Origin of the sequence: Rubinisphaera margarita (assembly GCF_022267515.1) — a bacterium.
GTDB classification, from domain to species: domain Bacteria; phylum Planctomycetota; class Planctomycetia; order Planctomycetales; family Planctomycetaceae; genus Rubinisphaera; species Rubinisphaera margarita.
Window position 1 is genome coordinate 436,097 of record NZ_JAKFGB010000014.1, and the last position, 17,359, is coordinate 453,455.

Genomic DNA, 17,359 nt, shown 5'->3' on the forward strand with positions numbered 1-17,359 from the left:
CCTTTTCATCAGTTGGAGTACATCTTCCAGGCACCCAACTCGCAGTTGAGGACCAGAGTATCATTATCGCGCACGACGTGGATTTCCACCTTGTCGCCCGGTTGATACCCAGAAAGCTCCATGACGAGATCAGAAAACGAGTCGACGGGCACGTCGTCAATTCGAACAATATTGTCATCAACCCGCAGTCCAGCCTGCTCGGCCGCGGTGCCTCGTTCGACATGAACGACCTGGCATCGGGAGTTGGGCGCGGACTCTTCTGTAGCCGCCGCGATTCCAAGATAAGCGGTCCCGCGGTAGGTGAGACTCATATGAGAATTGGCCTCGCGGAGTTCGCGGATCCACTCCGAGGAAAGATTGGGGCAGGCGAACAGATGGAGATCAGCCAGATTCGGCAGATCGCCGATCAGTTTGGTGAGATCATCTTCGGTCACATCGGAGCCGGAGAACGACAGACCGCGAATCTCGGGAAAGTCTGGCAGCGATTCGAGCGTTTCCGGGGCGACGGGCCTTGTTCCGAAGCTGATCCGTTGAATAGCCTGCATGACCGGCGGCGAAAATCCGGTGTGCCGCTCGATCTCCCTCGCAATGCCGGTCCACGTCGACTCACGAGGATACGTGGCGATCATGACTCCATCGGCGCGCAATTCCGTAAGAAAGGCCTGTTGAAGACCGATCGGAATGTAGAAGATGGTGCCCAGAGCCCCGATCAGAAAGGTGATCGCGGCTGTCATCAGCCAGAATGCAGAACGCGATTTCGCGGACGTCTCCCTCCGAACAACCGCTTCCGAGTAAAAATCCGGGCTCGAATCGATCGACATGGTAAGCATCTTTGAGTAGTCATCCTTCAGGCATTCCCGTGCTGGCGAGGGAGCGCTCGGAACTCTCAGCTCGGTGGAATCACCATATAAGAACGTGTTTAAGGGTGTCAGCGGTAGGGTAGCGGAAAAATGTCCAGACAGGAAGCCGATCGCGAGGATCTGTTCGAGGAAGCCACCGCGTGCCGAATTCGGGGAGAATTGATCCTCGACGGCCGCAAAGTCTTCGTCGGATTCCGGAGTCTGGGACAGCCTTCGTTCTACTTCGGGGCTGATCCCGTTTATCAGTTTGATGAACTGTTTCGACTCCGCCGGGCTTACCACAGCGGAGATCTTTATCGCAGTGAAGGGACGACGCTCAGCCGGTTAAGGCGGCATCGATCAGATAACGCTTCGATCCTGTCGCGACAGGACCTGAATACGAACGAACTGAACGAGTTCCGAACGGAAATGGAGATATGGTTCCGGGGGTTGCTTGAAGCTCTTTCCCGGGGGCTCGTGACTGCAGGCCGGACGACCGAACCGGCAGACGAGTTTCTGACACGTGTAGAAACGACTTCCCGACAGGTTCTGGAGAAAATGGACCAGCTCAGTCCGGCAATTGCTGCCCGATGAATGGGCTGGACGTTCCAGCTCTCCTACGGGAGAGGTCCGACATGAACAACCTCATAGTCATTGCGTTGACGTCGCTGCTCAAATCGTACGGCGAGGTTAACATCCGGATAGTTCCAGATCAACAAGTTTTCTGACTGAGAAGCAATTCTTGTCACCGTTTTCGGAGCCCCGATCGTGGCGACGACGTGTTCCCGTTTCATACCCGGTACGATCCGACCGGCCTGAATGGCCAGTTCGATCTCGTTTGGCTGAACCATCGGCGCGTCATCGCTCGAGATCCACTTGTCATTCTGCTGGATGAAGCCCCATTTGTTCAGGAGTCCCTGAAGCGGCGTATCGCCGGGATAGCGTTCGATTCCTCTTAAAAGAACCTCTTTGGCCCGTTCCCGCTGGTCGAGCCAGTCGTCGTAATCGACCGCCGTCTGCAGATAGTCTGAAGGGCCAGCCCGATCGAGTTGCCCTGCGCGATGGTCGAGCCATTTCCGCATCGCCGCTTCGGCCATCTTCGCATCGCCCTGATCGCAGTACTGCTGAGCGAGCGAGAGCAATTCGGTCCGGGTGGCGGAGAGCAGGTTGCCGCTGCGATACATCAGAGCCGCATCGCGGAGCTGCTGGGCAAAGTCGGGATCATCGGGAGCGACCATTGCGTATTCTTTCGCCAGCAGGTCTCCATTGGCACCGCCCGCTGAGAGTCGATCGGTCATCTCCTGTTGCAGAACCTCCAGAAAAAACAGGCGACTCAATTGCTGTCGGGCATGGTTCGATGCTCCGACGTAGGTTTCGATCGGATTGCGACGATAGTCGTCGAACAGTTTTCCGGAGAGACTGGTGAGGGGAACGATGCTGCCGGGAAGCGATTTCTCGACCTGTTCGCGAAAGCTGGCCCAGTCAAATGTCGGCGTCGACTTTCGCTGTTCCAGCTGCAGCCGCAGGCCTTCGTGCTGAAGGGCCTGCTGCCGGTTGGCCGGAATCCCCATGCGGGCGGCTTTCGTGGAGAGCTCTTTGAGAAATGCGGGGGTGATTTCCGCGCGCCGGCTCCGTTCGATCTGGAGTCCCCGTTCCAGCAGATCGATCCCCAGTTTCTTGAGCAGGGAGTCGTCATAAAAGTCGGCCCGTTCGACTGTCTTCTCCCCGAGTTCGTACCACGGCTCGGCATCATTGTCGGGTAACAGAGCCCGCGAGATTTGCAGCTGGTCGGTATCGGCAGGTCGTTGCTGGACCGAATCGACCATGAATTTCAGTTCGCCCTGATCGCGTTTGAGTCGGCCGGTGACTTCCAGTGTTTTGCTGCGGCCGAGGGGCCGAGGTGTTCCAGAGGGGAGATAGAAGAACAGATCGCACTTCAGAAAACGCATCGCGGTCGGTGTGAACGACGAGTACCGACCCTCAACACGTAGCGGTTCACCAACCAGATCGGCCCACTGATCCTGGACGGCAACGAACTCGGGAATGGAGAACGACGTCCTCTGCGCCGCGGCTGCCGGCACGGTCAGAGAGAAGACAAGTGCCGCAACGATCGAGAGAACTCTCATGGCTTCTCCAGTCCCAGCAGTTTCTGCTGGCGTTCCAATACGGTCCGTAGAGAATCGTCGGGCATCCATTCCGATTCCAGTTCGAAACCCAGCGGGATACAGGTTTCGGGGTTGGACCAGAGGAATGCCGAGTTCGGCACGACCACGAGCCGCCAGACATTCTCCCGGGGATCGTCGGCGCGGCTCAGTGCCTCGATCTGGCCCGCGAGCAGGAGATGCAGCTTATCGCTGGTCTGCCCAAACGGTTGCAGAACCTGCGTCGGCCAGACGATTTCGAGTGTCTGCTTTCCCAGGGGAATCCGCTGCGTGACCGACTCGCCCTCCCTGGGCGGTGACAGCCAGGTCTCGACGACGAGCCAGCGATTGGCCAGTTGCAGTCGAAACAGAGTCTCGCGATCAAGCATCGTCGTGTCGGACGATCCAAATTCCTCAACGACATCGCCCAGCGATAACACGCATAAACCTTGAACGGCTTGCAGTTCCCGGTCCTTCTGCAGGACATCGAGCGCGAACGGATCAGTCCGACGCAGTTCCCGAACGGCCTGCGCGGCGAGCTGGTAGTGATCGGTCGCTTCGGCCCAGCGTTCGTCCGCCAGGGCCTGCTCCCCGGCCGCCGTGGCTTCACGGAGCACGCCGAACGCACGGGATTGCTGCTGGCTGCGAACGGCGAGATAGCCGCCGATCCCGATGACCAGCACAATTGATACGATCGTCAGCCGGAGTGGAGTCAGCGCCTGCCAGCATTGCCAAAGCAGGTACTTGATTTGTGTCCGGAGAGCAGTACCGGCTGCAGCGGTTTTCAGGCCGAGTGTGCGACTGATTCGGCGGAGTCCCCCGCTGAGCTTCTGCGAGATCGGGGCTTCCCCCTTCTTCCGCCGATACTTCTTACGGATACGGCGCGGTTCCGGGTAAGTGCTGATCGGCAGAACGAAATGTCGCCGTTGGCAATTCCGGCAGGTGATGAATTGGACGGCATCGGATCGATCGCCCTCGATCGGCTTCCCGCACACACACTCCTGTTGATACCGCGGAACCGCCTCCGCGGTTTTGACGGGCCGCTTAGGTTTCCGTTTTGGAACCTTGGCCTTCTGTTCTGCGGGAATGTCGGGCATAGATTTGGACTGCTGAAGGGAGCGAACGATGTCTTCCTATTGTTTCCGCTGAATGGCTGTTCCTCAAGCGCCGCAGCCAGGATGACAAGAAAACAACGATCCGAGACCGCTGCATGGGGACCCGGGGAGGCTGACCGTATCGATCCTGTCGATCCGTCTATCTCTGGTTTCCTGTTTTGCGCAAAAACCTCACATTGACTCTGGAAACCGGAGTTAAATGGGTAATATGGTTAAACTGGTGGTTGCGGGGGCTTTGTGCGCCGGGGTACGGCGTGAACGCCGCAAATCATTCAGGTTGAACATCATTGGCCTCATGCGACGGACGATAAACACGTAAGGCCGGTTCTGTTGAAGGATTCAGTACGTCATCCTTCTGGAAAGTTGACTCTATGAAGCCGATTCCCATTTTCAAGCAGATGATGATCTGCATGGTGGTCGCCACGATAACGATCACCAGTGCTGTTTCCGCTCAGGCTCAAGACGAAGTCGGGCTGCAGGCGATTTTCCGTGAAGCCATTCTGAACGAGCCACCCTGGGGCATCCGCCGGGGCGATTTCGAAGCGCTGCCGGAAACCTGGTCCGAATGGCGCGACGAAACCGTCAGCAAGCTGCAGAAGCTGTACGGCTTCGATCCGCTGACAATTGAAGAACAGAACGCTCTGCTCGCTGAACTTCGCGGGCAACTCGACGAAGTCTATGCCGCTTTCGGTGAAGTCGATGGTCAGACACTTGATCTGCTCGTCGATCTGGAAGGCAAGATCTCCCGTCGCCTGGCGATCTACGAAGACCTGGTCGCCGTCTCGACATCAGCTTCTGAAGAGCAGATGAACGAACTGCGTCCCGCCATCGCCGAACTGCTGCAGGCTCTGGAACGCTATGAATCGGACGATCGCGACGTCGAAATCACTCTGAACGACGAGCAGCCGAAGACCGTTCCGGCTCTTCTTTCCGAGATCGAAGCCGCCGGCGGAGAAGCATTTCAGTCTCTCGCGACCACGATTCGTGTCAACTATTACAACTTCAACGTGCGGACGTTCATTTCCGAACCGTTCGCTGACTACGCCTTCTATCAGTGCCGCCTGGAATGTGGTCCGGTCTGCGATTTCATTCTCGGAGCCCGCGTTTCCGGCACGCAGCGAACCAGTTCGGGAACGTACATCGACTTCCTGCCCTGCGACGATGCCGCCGAGTTCGCTGTCCGCATTAACGGCAACACCCGTGCTTCGACACGGGGCGTGACCGATCAGGCCACGATCTTCACGAAGGGAAATCACTACTTCAACGGTAAGAAGGTGATCCGCTTCGACGGCAACGAGTACTCGTACTACCGTGCTTCGCTGGGCGTGAACGCCAACAACCAGGTGACCGGTGCCCGCCTGAACCATCGCGGACTGATCGCCAAGCTGATCGGCGACAAGATCGCTTACCAGAAGGCTGTCGAGAAGACGCCGCAGACCGAAGCGATTGCCGCCAGCCGTCTGCGTAACCGTGTTCTGCCGGAATTCAATCGCGAAGTCGAGAACACATTCAACGATGTGAATGAAGAGAATCGCCAACGTCGTCTGCGGATGGCCGAAGAAGGGATCGCTCCCAACGAAGTGCTCGCCCGCACCGACGATGACGAACTGCGAATTGCGGAACGCCTGATGAACCCGGGCCAGCTCGCCGCTGACCGGGCCACCACGATCTTCAACTCGCCGACCGGCATGACGGTTCATATCCACGAGAGCTGGGTCAACAACTCCCTGGCGATCGAAACGACTGACCTCGAACCAGGCATGTCGGTTCCGTTCCCCGAGTTCAGCCGTCTGCTGGCGGAGAAGTTCCGTCGTGCATTCGACATCGATCGTGAAACGAAATCTTCAGATGACACCGACGATCAGGTCATCATCTACGATGTCGATCCGCTGCACGTGCAGTTCGAAGGCGGCATCATTAAGGCGATCCTTCGCGTGGGTCTGAAGGCTGCTGATCGTGACAATCCGATCGCTGTCCGCCGCGTTGAGATTCCGCTCGAATACTACTTTGAAGGGGATCAGATTCGCCTGCAGGTGGCCGAGAATCGCGACGTCTACTCGAAGCCGCTTGATACAAGCGACCCGAACTACCGCCGCGGTGAAGACCCGGTCATCGCTGACCGGATTCGTCAGCGGTTCGCCGAACGCCTGGCTGAAGAAACGTTTGATCGCTTCTTCGTGCTGAAGGCCGACGACGAAGAGAAGGAAGTCCCGGTTCAGCTGGCTTCGATGCACTCCGTCAATGGCTGGATGATCCTGGTTATCGAGCCGGACGAAGGCGATCGCGAAGAAGCTCAGGCCGAAGTCGTCGTCGATGCTGACGATGCCGAAGAAGAGGCCGAAGCTGTGATCGAAAAGACCGAAGTCATCGGGAACTGATCGACCGCGATGGCGAAACCGCCGGAGAGTCCTCTTCGGTCGAGCCATTGAGACTGCCAATTGAAACGAAAAGGGCGTAGCATGAACCTGTGCTGCGTCCTTTTTTTATTGGCGCCCTTGTCTCTCATTCCTCCGGTCGGTGATTTCCATGAAACTCGGTTACAACACCAATGGTTTTGCCTTCCACGAGCTTGATCAGGCGCTCGAGATCATCTCCGCCCTCGGCTATCGAAGTGTGGCACTAACGCTGGATACGCATCATCTCAATCCTTTTGCGGATGATCTCGAAGGCCGCTGTGAAGCCCTCCGTCAGCGACTCGAAGAGCTTCAGCTCGGCTGTGTGGTCGAGACCGGTTCGCGATTTCTACTCGATCCCTGGCGGAAGCATCAGCCGACGCTGCTTTCCGCTGCCTTTGAAGGCCGGGAACGGAGAATCCGTTTTCTGGCCCGCTCGATCGATATCGCCGAACGCCTCGGCTGCGAGATCGTTTCCCTCTGGTCAGGACAACCGGACGACGACGCCACGACCGAAGAAATCTGGGAACGTCTCGTCGCCGGTCTGGAGGATGTCACCCGTTACGCCGGCGAGCATAACGTTCGCATCGCCTTCGAGCCGGAGCCGGGCATGTTCATCGATACGATGGCCAGCTACCGCGAACTGCTCGACCGGTTTGATCATCCTCGCCTCGGCCTCACGCTCGACCTGGGCCACGTGCATTGCCTTGAGTCGGATTCGATCCCGGATGTGATCTCCGAATGGCGGGATCGAATCTGGAACATTCACATCGAAGACATGCGGAAGCGCGTGCACGAACACCTGATGTTCGGCGATGGAGAGATCGATTTTCCGCCGGTGCTCCGGGCGTTGGAGAAGATCGACTACTCCGGGGGCGTTCACGTCGAATTGAGTCGCCATGCGCACATGGCTCCGCAGATCGCACGGGAATCGCTGGCCTTCCTGACCAGCTTGAACAATTGATACCAGGCAGGACACGACGATGGCGAAACCGAACTTTCCCGGCTTCCCCCCGGACACCATGCGGTTCCTGAAGGAGTTGCAGCAGAACAACGAGCGCGACTGGTTTGCGACGCAGAAGGATCGTTACGAGCAGGTTTACGTGACACCGACGCTGGCTTTCATTGAAGCCATCGCTCCGCTCGTGAAAAAGGCTTCGCCGTTTCTGCTGGCGATCCCGAAGAAAACGGGCGGCTCGATGATTCGCATCTACCGCGATACCCGTTTCTCTTCCGATCCCACGCCTTACAAGACGCACATCGGCATTCAGTTCCGCCACGAAGCCGGCAAGAACATCCACGCTCCCGGCATCTACGTCCACATTCAGCCTGGCAATGTCTTCATAGGAGCCGGCATGTGGCGACCCGACCGGGATCCACTCCTGTGGGTCCGCGAGAGGATTGCCAACCATCCTGATCTGTGGAAGCGGACCATCAACCGCAAGAAATTCCGCGAGACATACCGGATCGACGGCGAATCGTTGAAACGTCCGCCCAGAGGATTCGACAAAGACCATCCGATGATCGAAGAAATTAAACGCAAGAGCTTCATCGCGGTGTCAGACATCGATCCGAAGACGGTCGAAACTCCCGAGTTCCCAAAAGTTGTCGCTGACCGCATCCGCCTGGCCGAACCGCTGATGATGTTCCTGTGCGATGCACTGGAGTTGAGTTACTGAAGCCAGTCTCCAACGGCTGATCTGTCGAACGCAACTCGCCACGGCTCTTCAATGAAGAAAGGGGATCCCGCCGAAGCAGAATCCCCTTTTCCATTGTCGCGAAGAGAAGTTAGAGCATTGACATGCTTCTTCTGCAGTCGCATGGGGGCCAATCCTCTGCCATGCTGAATTTGCTCTAGTCGCGGCGACCGCCGGCGAAGATCATCAGGTAGTAGAGCAGGGTCATGACCGACTGGAGGGTGGCCGCAACGTAGGTCCAGGCGGCTGCGTTGAGCACGCCATTTACGGCTGCTCCGCCGTTCTGGTCGACAATGCCCATTTCGCTCAGCATCCGCTTGGCTCGATTACTGGCATCGAATTCAACCGGAAGATTAACCAGTTGGAAGAAGACCACGCCGCCGAACAGAACAATCCCCAGCAGAATCAGGTGAATGCTCTGCATGAGCATCCCCAGAATCAGCAGGATGGAGAACGCGGTTCCGCCGAACTGAGCCGCTGGCACAGCCATGTTCCGGATCACCAGCGGACCATAATTCTTTGCATCCTGAATGGCGTGTCCCACTTCGTGAGCGGCAATCCCGACGGAGGAAGCCGTCCGGCCGCGATAGACATCCGGACTGAGCCGTACGATCTTCTGCCGTGGGTCGTAATGGTCCGACAGGTGTCCCTGTGTTTCGACCACTTCGACCTGCTCAAGCCCGTTGGAATCGAGGATGTGGCGAGCCGCTGCCGCGCCGGACAGTTGAGCCGGCACCTTCATTCCATGGGCAAACGCGGAATGGACCTTGTGCTGAGCCCACATCATCAGCAGGACGGGGGGGATCATGAACAACAGATACTCAATCATCTCTCTTCTCCTGGCATTCCTGCCATCTATGAAAGGTCATCAGCCAGTCTGACGTTTTTTCGCTCGCTGAATTTCTCAGACGACTCGACTGACGACGGATTCTCCAAACCAGCAATCGCCGCCACATTGGCAGACGACTCCGCCCGTGCAGAAAGTTGCACGTTCTGCACCATTATTACGGGGGACAACGGAAAATAGCGGGCGCGGTTCAAAAAATCTTGTCGGCCGGAACTGAAGATGCAAACAGCGGTCGAGCCGCCGATCTGAACCCCGTATGCCCTAACTGTCGGGCAACCACAGAATTGTAAAAATTGTAAAAACCGGCATTACAAGTGCGAGGGAATTGGTAAGATCAGTAAGTTAGCAAACCCTTTCGCTGGTGCGGAGGGCTGTCCGATTAGCTTGAACTTTGAGGGGAGATCACAATGAACCGGTTGCTGATTCTGGCATTTCTCTCGGCAGGCCTCGTGCTGGCCAGCGAGACCAACACTGTGGAAGCGGGACATTATCACTCGAGCTGTTACAGCTGCTACGGGGGATACGGACATGCCGGGTACGGCTATTACGGCAGCTACAATTCCTACTACGCACCGGCGTACAGCAGTTGGTACGCTCCCCGTTACGCCGCATACAACTACGGTGCCTATCCGTACTACGGGTACTACCCGAACTACTGGGCTGGTTACTACCCAGGCTATTATCCAGGGTACTACGCCGGCTACTACGGCTACACCGGTTATTACCCCTGGTGGTAAGCCATTCGGATCTTGAGCGGTCTGAGGTCAACGAGGCACTTCCGTTAACGGAAGTGCCTTTTTCATTGGCGATTCATGGGATTTTCTCTACGATGGCAACTGCTTTTCGCCGTCGCTCTTCCTCCTGTTGAAACACTCCCATGGCCTATCGACGCATCGCCTCGCTGAAGACAACCCAGGACTTTCGAGAGTATCTCGCCAGTCTGGATCTCGATCTTGCGATTGACGAGGCTCCACTCTCAGCCGACGAGGGATCGCCGCTCGCCAGACCGATTGATGTCGCCGGATTCCGAGTCGGAAACCGCTGGGCCGTGCATCCCATGGAAGGGTGGGATGGGACGTCGGATGGCAAAGCCACTGCCGAAACGATCCGCCGCTGGCAGCATTTTGGCGAGTCGGGCTGCAAACTGATCTGGGGGGGCGAAGCGATCGCTGTGACACCTGCCGGTCGCGCGAACCCGAATCAGCTCTATTACGCTCCGGAGAATGAAGCCTCGCTCGCGGAACTGCTTCAGACCCTGGAAAATGCCCATCGCAACAGCTTCGGTCAGGATTCCACCGAGGACCTGCTGGTTGGCCTGCAATTGACTCATTCCGGACGCTTCAGCCGCCCTTACGACAAGGCGAAACTCGAGCCACAAATCGCCTACCCTCACCCGCTGCTCGATGAGCGGATTGGCATTGCTGAAAAGACCGGGGAATATCTGCTGACCGACGATCAGATCGCGGAACTGATCGAGCAGTACGTCACCGCCGCACGGGCAGCCGAGAAGATTGGCTTCCGGTTTGTCGACATCAAACACTGTCACGGGTATCTCGGCCACGAGTTTCTCTCGGCGTACACCCGCGAGGGCGAGTATGGCGGCACCTTCGAGAACCGCACGCGTTTTCTCCGTCGAATCTGCGAAGCGGTTCACACGGCCTGCCCGAATCTGATTCTGGGCGTGCGGCTTTCCGGCTTCGATTTTCTGCCGTTCCAGCCGGAATCGTACGACGAGAAAACCGGACGTCCCGGCCCCGGGCAGCCAATGTCGTACGAAGGTTCCGACTACACCGGCTTCGGTTGCGATCGGCGGCACCCGTTGCAGATGGAGCTGACCGAAACAATTCAGCTGCTCAAGCTGATGCGGGACGAACTCGGCGTCGCGATGGTCAACATCACGGCTGGATCTCCGTATTACAATCCCCATATTCAGCGGCCGGCGTACTTTCCGCCCTCAGATGGCTACCAGCCTCCGGAAGATCCGCTGATTGGCTGCGTCCGTCAGTTGAAAGCGGTGGCAGAGCTCAAGAAAGCAGTGCCCGATCTGCCGCTCGTGGGTTCGGCTTACTCCTATTTTCAGGAGTATCTGCCTCATATCGCCCAGGCAGTGGTCCGTCGCGATGAAGTCGATTTTGTCGGCATTGGCCGGCTGATTCTCAGTCAGTGGGAAATGCCGGCTCAGATTCTCCGGGGCGAGGACTACAAATCGGTGAAAAAGATCTGCCGCACCTTCAGCGACTGCACCACAGGGCCCCGCAACGGACTGATTTCAGGCTGCTATCCGCTGGACGACTTCTACAAGACGAAGCCGGAATTCCAAACGCTCAAAGCCATCAAAGCCGGCAAAAAGCCCGAGTAAACCCTGCCTAGGCTGGGAGAGCCGCAGGCGAATCCCGGCACAATGAACGGAACGGACGGGGCCACACGACGTGGTCGAATTGCGGAGCCCCGGTTGATTCAACCGAGCTGGAGAAGCCAGTGGCACACGACCAGGAAGGTGTTTTCCCCCGCCCGGAAATTCCGTTTCCGAGTTGGTCTTGGCCGGTTCGGCTTCTCTTTGTATAAATTGCACATCGAATGGGGAGCGAACGCGCTGGCGAATGCTGGCTGCGCTGTTTCCCTCGATCCGGCCCGGAGGGCCTGGTGGACGATCGAAGACCTCAGCCAAGGGAATGGCGAGATGTACAAAACGCTTTTATGCCAGCGGTATCTGCGAACCCGCTACATTGCTCTGGCCAGCATTATCAGTGTCATGCTCGGCGTGGCGACCATGATTGTCGTCAACAGTGTGATGTCAGGCTTCAGCTCCCAGATGCGGGACCGCATTCACGGACTGCTCGCCGATGTCGTCATTGAATCACACAGCTACGACGGCGTTTCCGACCCGGATCTGCAGATTCGCATCGCCCGCGAAGTCGCTGATGATTACATCGAAGCGATCACACCGACGGTCGAAGTTTACGGCATGCTGAACTTCAACTTCGCGGGGCAGTGGATCACCAAACCAGTCACGCTGATCGGAATCGAGCCGGAAGGGAAAGCCAAGGTCGGTCCGCTGCGATCGTTCCTCGACAGCTACAATCCGGTCTACGAAGAGAATCAGATTGCCCGAGACGCTCTCCGCCCCGACAGCGAACAGCCAAACTGGAATCTCTCGAAAGACGCGATTGAATATCGCCGCGAAAAAATCGACCGGCAGAAGTGGTACGAAGAGCAACTCGCCGCAATGGAGAAGGCCGAGGCTCCGTTGATCGATCCCGCCGCCGCAACGACGGAAGGGGAAACCCCCGACGCGGCCATGCCGAACGATCCGTTCGCCGATCCGTTTGGCGATTCGACCGCGGCCAAAAAGGATGCGGATCCCGCTGATCCCTACGCGCTGATGGATGGCCGCGTGTATGTTGGGGTTGGGCTGGTCAGTTATCCTTATCGCGATCCCGAAACCGGCAAAATGAAGACCATGATGATGGCCAAGCCGGGCGACGATGTGAAGGTCAGCACCGTCACCGCCGGCCGACCGCCCTCTCATGCCGCCTATCAGGCGACGATCGTCGACGTCTTCAAAAGTGGCATGACCGAGTACGACAGCAATCTCGTCTTCTGTAATCTGGACGAACTGCAGGAAGTCCGGGGGATGCTCTCGCCAGCCACCGGCAAGCGAGCCATCACGTCGCTGCATATCAAGCTGAAAGACTACACCCAGGCTTCCGATGTCGTTGAACGGCTGAAGTCCGCCTTCCCGCCCGACCAGTTTGTCGTGAAGACCTGGGAGCAGAAGCAGGGGCCGCTGCTGGCGGCTGTGGAAGTCGAGTCGGCCATTCTGAACGTGCTGCTGTTCCTGATCATCGCCGTGGCCGGATTCGGCATTCTGGCGATCTTCTACATGATCGTCGTCGAGAAGACCCGCGACATCGGCATTCTGAAAGCACTCGGAGCCAGCTCGAGTGGCATCATGTCAATCTTCCTGTCCTACGGCCTTTCGCTGGGCGTGGTCGGCAGCGGAGTGGGTGTCGTGCTGGGACTCATGTTCGTGCACTATATCAACGAAATTGAAGACGTGATCACCTGGGTGACCGGGCGGAAGGTCTTTGATGAAACGATCTATTACTTCCCGGAAATTCCGACCGCGGTTCATCCTTCAATGGTTGTTTCGGTCGCTCTGGGAGCCATGTTAATCGCTGTCCTGGCCAGCGTGTTCCCGGCTCGTCGAGCCGCCCGGATGCATCCCGTCGAATCGCTTCGCCGCGACTGAGTCCCGCAGTTCCGGCTTCCAGCCGGTCGCAGTGAAAATTCGGCCGGGTTTAGAACCCGGCCCCGCAAAAAACTTCCAATCCGCTCTGCGGTCATCGTCAAACGGAAATTCTCATGAATCAGGTGCTCACCCCGCCCGCCATCCAGTTGTCGGCCGTTGCTCTGGACAAGACCTACCGCAAGGGTCCGGAGGAAGTGAATGTTCTGCGGGGCGTGAATCTCGACGTTCGTCGCGGCGAGTTTCTCTCGATCATCGGTCGATCGGGATCGGGCAAGAGCACGCTGCTGCATCTGCTCGGCCTGCTCGACTCGCCGGATATCGGCGAGATTCGTCTGGAAGGGAAACGCATCGACCATCTGCCGGCCAAGACCCGGGATCAGTTGCGGAACCGCGTTTTCGGCTTCGTCTTCCAGTTTTATCACCTTCTCCCCGAACTCACCGTGCTGGAGAATGTCCTTTCTCCACTGATGATCCGGTATTCGTCCTGGGAATACTGGAAGCGGCGGCGCGAACTTCAGGACACTGCTCAGGAGATGATTCAGGAAGTCGGTTTGTCGCATCGGCTCAAGCATCGCCCGAACCAGCTTTCCGGCGGCGAGATGCAGCGAGCCGCAATCGCCCGTTCACTGGTCTCGGAGCCAGAAATCCTGCTGGCAGACGAACCAACCGGGAATTTGGATGTCGAAACCGGGAAAGGCATCATTGAATTGCTCAACCGATTGAATTCCGAGCGACAACTCACGATTATGATGGTCACGCACGACGAAGCGATTGCCGAGCGGGCTCAGAGAATCGTTCGTCTGTCCAAAGGACAGATTGAGAACATTCGGGAGCGTGCCGCCGGCTGATTCGACGACTTCGCACTGGCGAGGCTTCCGTAAAAGCGGTCGTCCTCAATTCCCATCGCACGAGGCGTATTCCCTCGTGCTTTTTTTCGTATAGCGAATCCTATGAAGATCTACCTGAACGGCCAGCTCGTCTCTAAAGAAGACGCCACGGTGAGTGTGTTTGACCACGGACTGCTGTATGGAGACGGAGTCTTTGAAGGCATTCGCATCTACAGCGGGAAGTGCTTCCTGCTCGACGAGCACATCGAGAGGCTCTACGAATCGGCCCGCGCCATCCGTCTCGAGATTCCGATCGACGAACAGGAAATGGAAAAGGCGATTAACGAGACTGTCGCCGCCAACGAACTGACGGACGGCTACATCCGGCTTGTCGTCACCCGCGGTTCAGGCTCGCTGGGGCTCGATATCCGCCGGACGAGCGATCCGCAGGTCATCATCATTGCCGACAAGATCAGCCTCTATCCGCCAGAACTGTACGAGCAGGGCCTGAAGATCATCACGGCCAGTACGCTCCGCAACCATCCCCAGGCGCTAAGCCCGCGGATCAAGTCGCTCAACTATCTGAACAACATTCTGGCCAAGATTGAGGGAACCGACGCCGGCTGCCTCGAAGCTCTGATGATGAATCACAAGGGCGAAGTCGCCGAGTGCACCGGCGACAACATCTTCATCGTGAAGAACGGAGTCCTCCGTACCCCTTCGACTGATGCCGGAATTCTCGATGGCATTACCCGGCGAGCGGTGATCCGACTCGCCCGGGAGGCAGGTCTTACGGTGGAAGAGGTCACGTTGACGCGGCACGATATCTATGTCTGCGATGAATGCTTCCTGACCGGCAGTGCTGCGGAAGTCATTGCCGTGATCGAACTCGATGGCCGCCCGATCGGCGACGGCAAACCGGGGGAGATTACCAAGGATCTCAAAGAGCGGTTCGTGAAGCTGACTCGCTCGTAAGCAGGTCGCGGAGCGGTTCAAGCATGGCCCCCGGGGCTGTCTGTGCGACGGATTTTCGCCACGCAGCGGGTCGCCGCGGAGGTCCTCTGCAGTCAATAAAAAAAGGCGTGATCGACTACACCGTCGATCACGCCAATGTCCACCATCGAAGCAAGTGCGGGCCAACTCCTGCCTCGCGGCTGGGATTATGAAATGCAAGCGATGTGCCAATCGAGTTTTTCTCGGCACAATCGACGAAACCCTATAAATACGGGCCCAGATGTGCTGAGGACTCCCTGCGGAACCGCTCCGGCAATCTGAAATGTTGCAGAACGCAACGTCCAGACTGTGCAATTTCGCTACAGGTGTCTCAGTTTAAAGATCTGCTCCGGAGACCAGGAGAAAGTCATCTTATGTGTGCAATGACGGTTCCCAAATTCATGGCCGCCAAACAGCAGGGCCGCAAGTTGTCCATGCTGACGGCTTACGACTACGCGTGGGCGGAAATTGTGGATCAGGCCGGCGTGGATGCGATCCTCGTGGGAGACACGCTTGGTATGGTCGTGCAGGGAAACTCGACCACATTGCCCGTCACGATAGATGAGATGATCTATCACGGCCGGATGGTCGCCCGTGCTACCCGGAACGCTCTGGTTGTGGTCGATCTCCCGTTTCTGAGCTATCAGGTGTCTCCTCAGCAGGCGATTGAGAATGCCGGACGCATCCTCAAGGAAACCTCGGCAGCAGCCGTGAAGCTCGAAGGGGGCGTCTCTCAAGCCGAAACCATCGCGGCTCTGGTCCGAGCCGACATCCCGGTGATGGCACATGTCGGCTTCAAACCGCAGTCGATCCGTACCGTCGGCTCGATGGGGAAGATCCAGCGCGACGAAGAGGCTCTGCTGAACGACGCAAAAGCCGCCGAGGATAGCGGAGCATTCGCCATTGTCTTGGAGATGGTCTCCCGTAAGATCGCCGCCCGTCTGACGAAAGAGCTGAAAATCCCGACCATCGGAATCGGTGCCGGTCCGGATTGCGACGGGCAGGTTCTCGTGCTCAACGATATGCTTGGCATGAGCCCGGGTTTCTCACCCCGGTTCCTCAAGAAATACGCCGACCTGCACGGCGTCGCCTCAGAGGCGATTCGCCAGTACTCCGAAGAAGTTCGCTCCGGCTCCTTCCCCGACGACGCCCACAGCCACGAGTAGTGCACTACGCAGCGACCGTGATCGGTTCCGCGCAGAAGAAAAGCCCTGCGGATTGAATCCGCAGGGCTTTTGATTTCTATCCGGCTCGCTCGATTCAGGCGGCCTTCTTCTGCTGGCGTTTGCCTGGCAGTTCGTTCTTCACATCTTTGGCCAGACCCAAAGTTTTCAGGGTCCAGATCACGGCGTAAGTGATGTCGACTTCCCAGGCCTTGTGGCCGTGGCGGGCCAGTCGCTGGTAAGCGTGATGGTTGTTGTGCCAGCCTTCGCCGTAGCTCAGCAAAGCGACCCACCAGTTGTTACGCGACTGATCGCGGGTCTGGTAGTTGCGGTATCCCCAGACGTGTGTGGCCGAGTTCACAAACCAGGTGCCGTGATAAACAGCGACCTGACGCAGGCAGAAGCCCCACAGGAAGACCGACAGTCCAACGCCGCCGATGACATATTCGCCCAGAGCGTAAAGCCCGGCTCCAAAAGCGATGAGGATGATCGGGTAGGCATTGTGCAGGAACCGGTGCATCGGGTCCTTCCACATGTCCGGCGCCCAACGTTCGAGCATCCGGTTGACTTCAGCGGTGCTTTTCTGCGGCTGCAGCCAGATGAAGTGCGACCACCAGAAGCCGTCCAGCGGAGAGTGCGGATCGCCTTCCTGATCGGAAAGGGCGTGATGCTTACGGTGTGTCGCCACCCAGAATGCGGGGCTGCCTTCGCCGGAGATGATGCCGCAGATGGAGAAAAAGAACTCCAGAACCCGGGGCACCTTGAAACTGCCATGCGTGAGCAGGCGGTGGTAACCGAGAGTGACTCCCAGACACGCGGTGACGAAATGAAGCACGGCAAACGTGATCAATCCTGCCCACGAGAAGTTGAACAGAGCGAAGATTGCGAGAACGTGCATAACGGCCAGCCAACCGGTCACGCCCCAGTTAATCCCATGCGGAAATCGTTGCTTCATGGTCTGCCACCGACTGTGATGGTCCTGTTTTTCAGCAAGTTTTTCGTGATCTTCCAGCTTGGCCGGCGGAACGATCGGGTCGTTCATGCGGCTGGTCAGATCGTCTGGATTATCTACGGTGAGTGGGCTCAATATAA

Annotated in this window: 15 protein-coding genes; 10 read left to right on the forward strand and 5 right to left on the reverse strand. The window is 57.7% G+C overall.

What is annotated here, in order from left to right; genetic code table 11:
- Positions 1-8: 8 nt before the first annotated feature.
- Positions 9-821, reverse strand: a complete 813-nt coding sequence (locus L1A08_RS14600; RefSeq protein WP_238757180.1) for a PDZ domain-containing protein — start codon at positions 819-821, stop codon at positions 9-11.
- Positions 822-950: 129 nt separating this feature from the next.
- On the opposite strand from L1A08_RS14600, the gene L1A08_RS14605 reads away from it, so the two are divergent.
- Positions 951-1,433 carry a hypothetical protein gene (locus L1A08_RS14605; protein ID WP_238757181.1) on the forward strand — a complete coding sequence of 161 codons (483 nt, stop codon included), beginning with the start codon at positions 951-953 and terminating at the stop codon, positions 1,431-1,433.
- A gap of 23 nt (positions 1,434-1,456) precedes the next feature.
- On the opposite strand, the gene L1A08_RS14610 is transcribed toward L1A08_RS14605, so the two are convergent.
- The gene (locus L1A08_RS14610; protein ID WP_238757182.1) at positions 1,457-2,965 is read right to left on the reverse strand and encodes a hypothetical protein; all 1,509 of its coding nucleotides are present in this window, start codon (positions 2,963-2,965) and stop codon (positions 1,457-1,459) included.
- Positions 2,962-4,077, reverse strand: a complete 1,116-nt coding sequence (locus L1A08_RS14615; RefSeq protein WP_238757183.1) for a hypothetical protein — start codon at positions 4,075-4,077, stop codon at positions 2,962-2,964. The genes L1A08_RS14610 and L1A08_RS14615 overlap by 4 nt, the downstream gene beginning before the upstream one ends.
- Before the next feature lie 389 nt (positions 4,078-4,466).
- Between L1A08_RS14615 and L1A08_RS14620 the strand changes: the two genes are divergently transcribed.
- The 3 genes from L1A08_RS14620 to L1A08_RS14630 all read left to right on the forward strand — a co-directional run bounded on the left by L1A08_RS14620 (position 4,467) and on the right by L1A08_RS14630 (position 8,167).
- A complete protein-coding gene (locus L1A08_RS14620) occupies positions 4,467-6,473 on the forward strand; it encodes a hypothetical protein (RefSeq protein ID WP_238757184.1) in 2,007 nt (668 codons plus the stop codon).
- A gap of 148 nt (positions 6,474-6,621) precedes the next feature.
- Positions 6,622-7,452, forward strand: a complete 831-nt coding sequence (locus tag L1A08_RS14625) for a sugar phosphate isomerase/epimerase family protein (protein ID WP_238757185.1) — start codon at positions 6,622-6,624, stop codon at positions 7,450-7,452.
- A gap of 19 nt (positions 7,453-7,471) precedes the next feature.
- Complete coding sequence (locus tag L1A08_RS14630) at positions 7,472-8,167, forward strand: DUF2461 domain-containing protein (protein WP_238757186.1); 696 nt, start codon at positions 7,472-7,474, stop codon at positions 8,165-8,167.
- Between the two features lie 175 nt (positions 8,168-8,342).
- On the opposite strand, the gene L1A08_RS14635 is transcribed toward L1A08_RS14630, so the two are convergent.
- Entirely contained in the window at positions 8,343-9,014 is a 672-nt protein-coding gene (locus L1A08_RS14635) for a zinc metallopeptidase (protein ID WP_238757187.1), read from the reverse strand.
- Positions 9,015-9,439: 425 nt separating this feature from the next.
- Between L1A08_RS14635 and L1A08_RS14640 the strand changes: the two genes are divergently transcribed.
- The 6 genes from L1A08_RS14640 (at position 9,440) to panB (ending at position 16,270) form a co-directional block, all read left to right on the forward strand.
- The gene (locus tag L1A08_RS14640; protein WP_238757188.1) at positions 9,440-9,769 is read left to right on the forward strand and encodes a hypothetical protein; all 330 of its coding nucleotides are present in this window, start codon (positions 9,440-9,442) and stop codon (positions 9,767-9,769) included.
- A 140-nt stretch (positions 9,770-9,909) separates the two neighbouring features.
- Positions 9,910-11,391, forward strand: coding sequence for an oxidoreductase (locus L1A08_RS14645; RefSeq protein WP_238757189.1), 1,482 nt, complete (start codon positions 9,910-9,912; stop codon positions 11,389-11,391).
- A gap of 321 nt (positions 11,392-11,712) precedes the next feature.
- The gene (locus L1A08_RS14650; RefSeq protein ID WP_238757190.1) at positions 11,713-13,284 is read left to right on the forward strand and encodes an ABC transporter permease; all 1,572 of its coding nucleotides are present in this window, start codon (positions 11,713-11,715) and stop codon (positions 13,282-13,284) included.
- Positions 13,285-13,397: 113 nt separating this feature from the next.
- A complete protein-coding gene (locus L1A08_RS14655) occupies positions 13,398-14,132 on the forward strand; it encodes an ABC transporter ATP-binding protein (protein ID WP_238757191.1) in 735 nt (244 codons plus the stop codon).
- 102 nt (positions 14,133-14,234) lie between these two features.
- Positions 14,235-15,086 (forward strand): branched-chain-amino-acid transaminase, encoded by an 852-nt coding sequence (gene ilvE, locus L1A08_RS14660; protein ID WP_238757192.1) that lies wholly within the window; start codon positions 14,235-14,237, stop codon positions 15,084-15,086.
- Between the two features lie 392 nt (positions 15,087-15,478).
- Positions 15,479-16,270 (forward strand): 3-methyl-2-oxobutanoate hydroxymethyltransferase, encoded by a 792-nt coding sequence (panB, locus tag L1A08_RS14665; RefSeq protein WP_315860590.1) that lies wholly within the window; start codon positions 15,479-15,481, stop codon positions 16,268-16,270.
- A 94-nt stretch (positions 16,271-16,364) separates the two neighbouring features.
- On the opposite strand, the gene L1A08_RS14670 is transcribed toward panB, so the two are convergent.
- Positions 16,365-17,354, reverse strand: coding sequence for an acyl-CoA desaturase (locus L1A08_RS14670; RefSeq protein ID WP_238757193.1), 990 nt, complete (start codon positions 17,352-17,354; stop codon positions 16,365-16,367).
- Positions 17,355-17,359 lie beyond the last annotated feature (5 nt).

What these genes read in the sequence shown, in the direction of transcription:
- L1A08_RS14600 (WP_238757180.1), bottom strand. Translation starts at nt 821, where the DNA reads ATGTCGATCGATTCGAGCCCGGATTTTTACTCGGAAGCGGTTGTTCGG.
- L1A08_RS14605 (WP_238757181.1), top strand. Translation starts at nt 951, where the DNA reads ATGTCCAGACAGGAAGCCGATCGCGAGGATCTGTTCGAGGAAGCCACC.
- L1A08_RS14610 (WP_238757182.1), bottom strand. Translation starts at nt 2,965, where the DNA reads ATGAGAGTTCTCTCGATCGTTGCGGCACTTGTCTTCTCTCTGACCGTG.
- L1A08_RS14615 (WP_238757183.1), bottom strand. Translation starts at nt 4,077, where the DNA reads ATGCCCGACATTCCCGCAGAACAGAAGGCCAAGGTTCCAAAACGGAAA.
- L1A08_RS14620 (WP_238757184.1), top strand. Translation starts at nt 4,467, where the DNA reads ATGAAGCCGATTCCCATTTTCAAGCAGATGATGATCTGCATGGTGGTC.
- L1A08_RS14625 (WP_238757185.1), top strand. Translation starts at nt 6,622, where the DNA reads ATGAAACTCGGTTACAACACCAATGGTTTTGCCTTCCACGAGCTTGAT.
- L1A08_RS14630 (WP_238757186.1), top strand. Translation starts at nt 7,472, where the DNA reads ATGGCGAAACCGAACTTTCCCGGCTTCCCCCCGGACACCATGCGGTTC.
- L1A08_RS14635 (WP_238757187.1), bottom strand. Translation starts at nt 9,014, where the DNA reads ATGATTGAGTATCTGTTGTTCATGATCCCCCCCGTCCTGCTGATGATG.
- L1A08_RS14640 (WP_238757188.1), top strand. Translation starts at nt 9,440, where the DNA reads ATGAACCGGTTGCTGATTCTGGCATTTCTCTCGGCAGGCCTCGTGCTG.
- L1A08_RS14645 (WP_238757189.1), top strand. Translation starts at nt 9,910, where the DNA reads ATGGCCTATCGACGCATCGCCTCGCTGAAGACAACCCAGGACTTTCGA.
- L1A08_RS14650 (WP_238757190.1), top strand. Translation starts at nt 11,713, where the DNA reads ATGTACAAAACGCTTTTATGCCAGCGGTATCTGCGAACCCGCTACATT.
- L1A08_RS14655 (WP_238757191.1), top strand. Translation starts at nt 13,398, where the DNA reads ATGAATCAGGTGCTCACCCCGCCCGCCATCCAGTTGTCGGCCGTTGCT.
- ilvE (WP_238757192.1), top strand. Translation starts at nt 14,235, where the DNA reads ATGAAGATCTACCTGAACGGCCAGCTCGTCTCTAAAGAAGACGCCACG.
- panB (WP_315860590.1), top strand. Translation starts at nt 15,479, where the DNA reads ATGTGTGCAATGACGGTTCCCAAATTCATGGCCGCCAAACAGCAGGGC.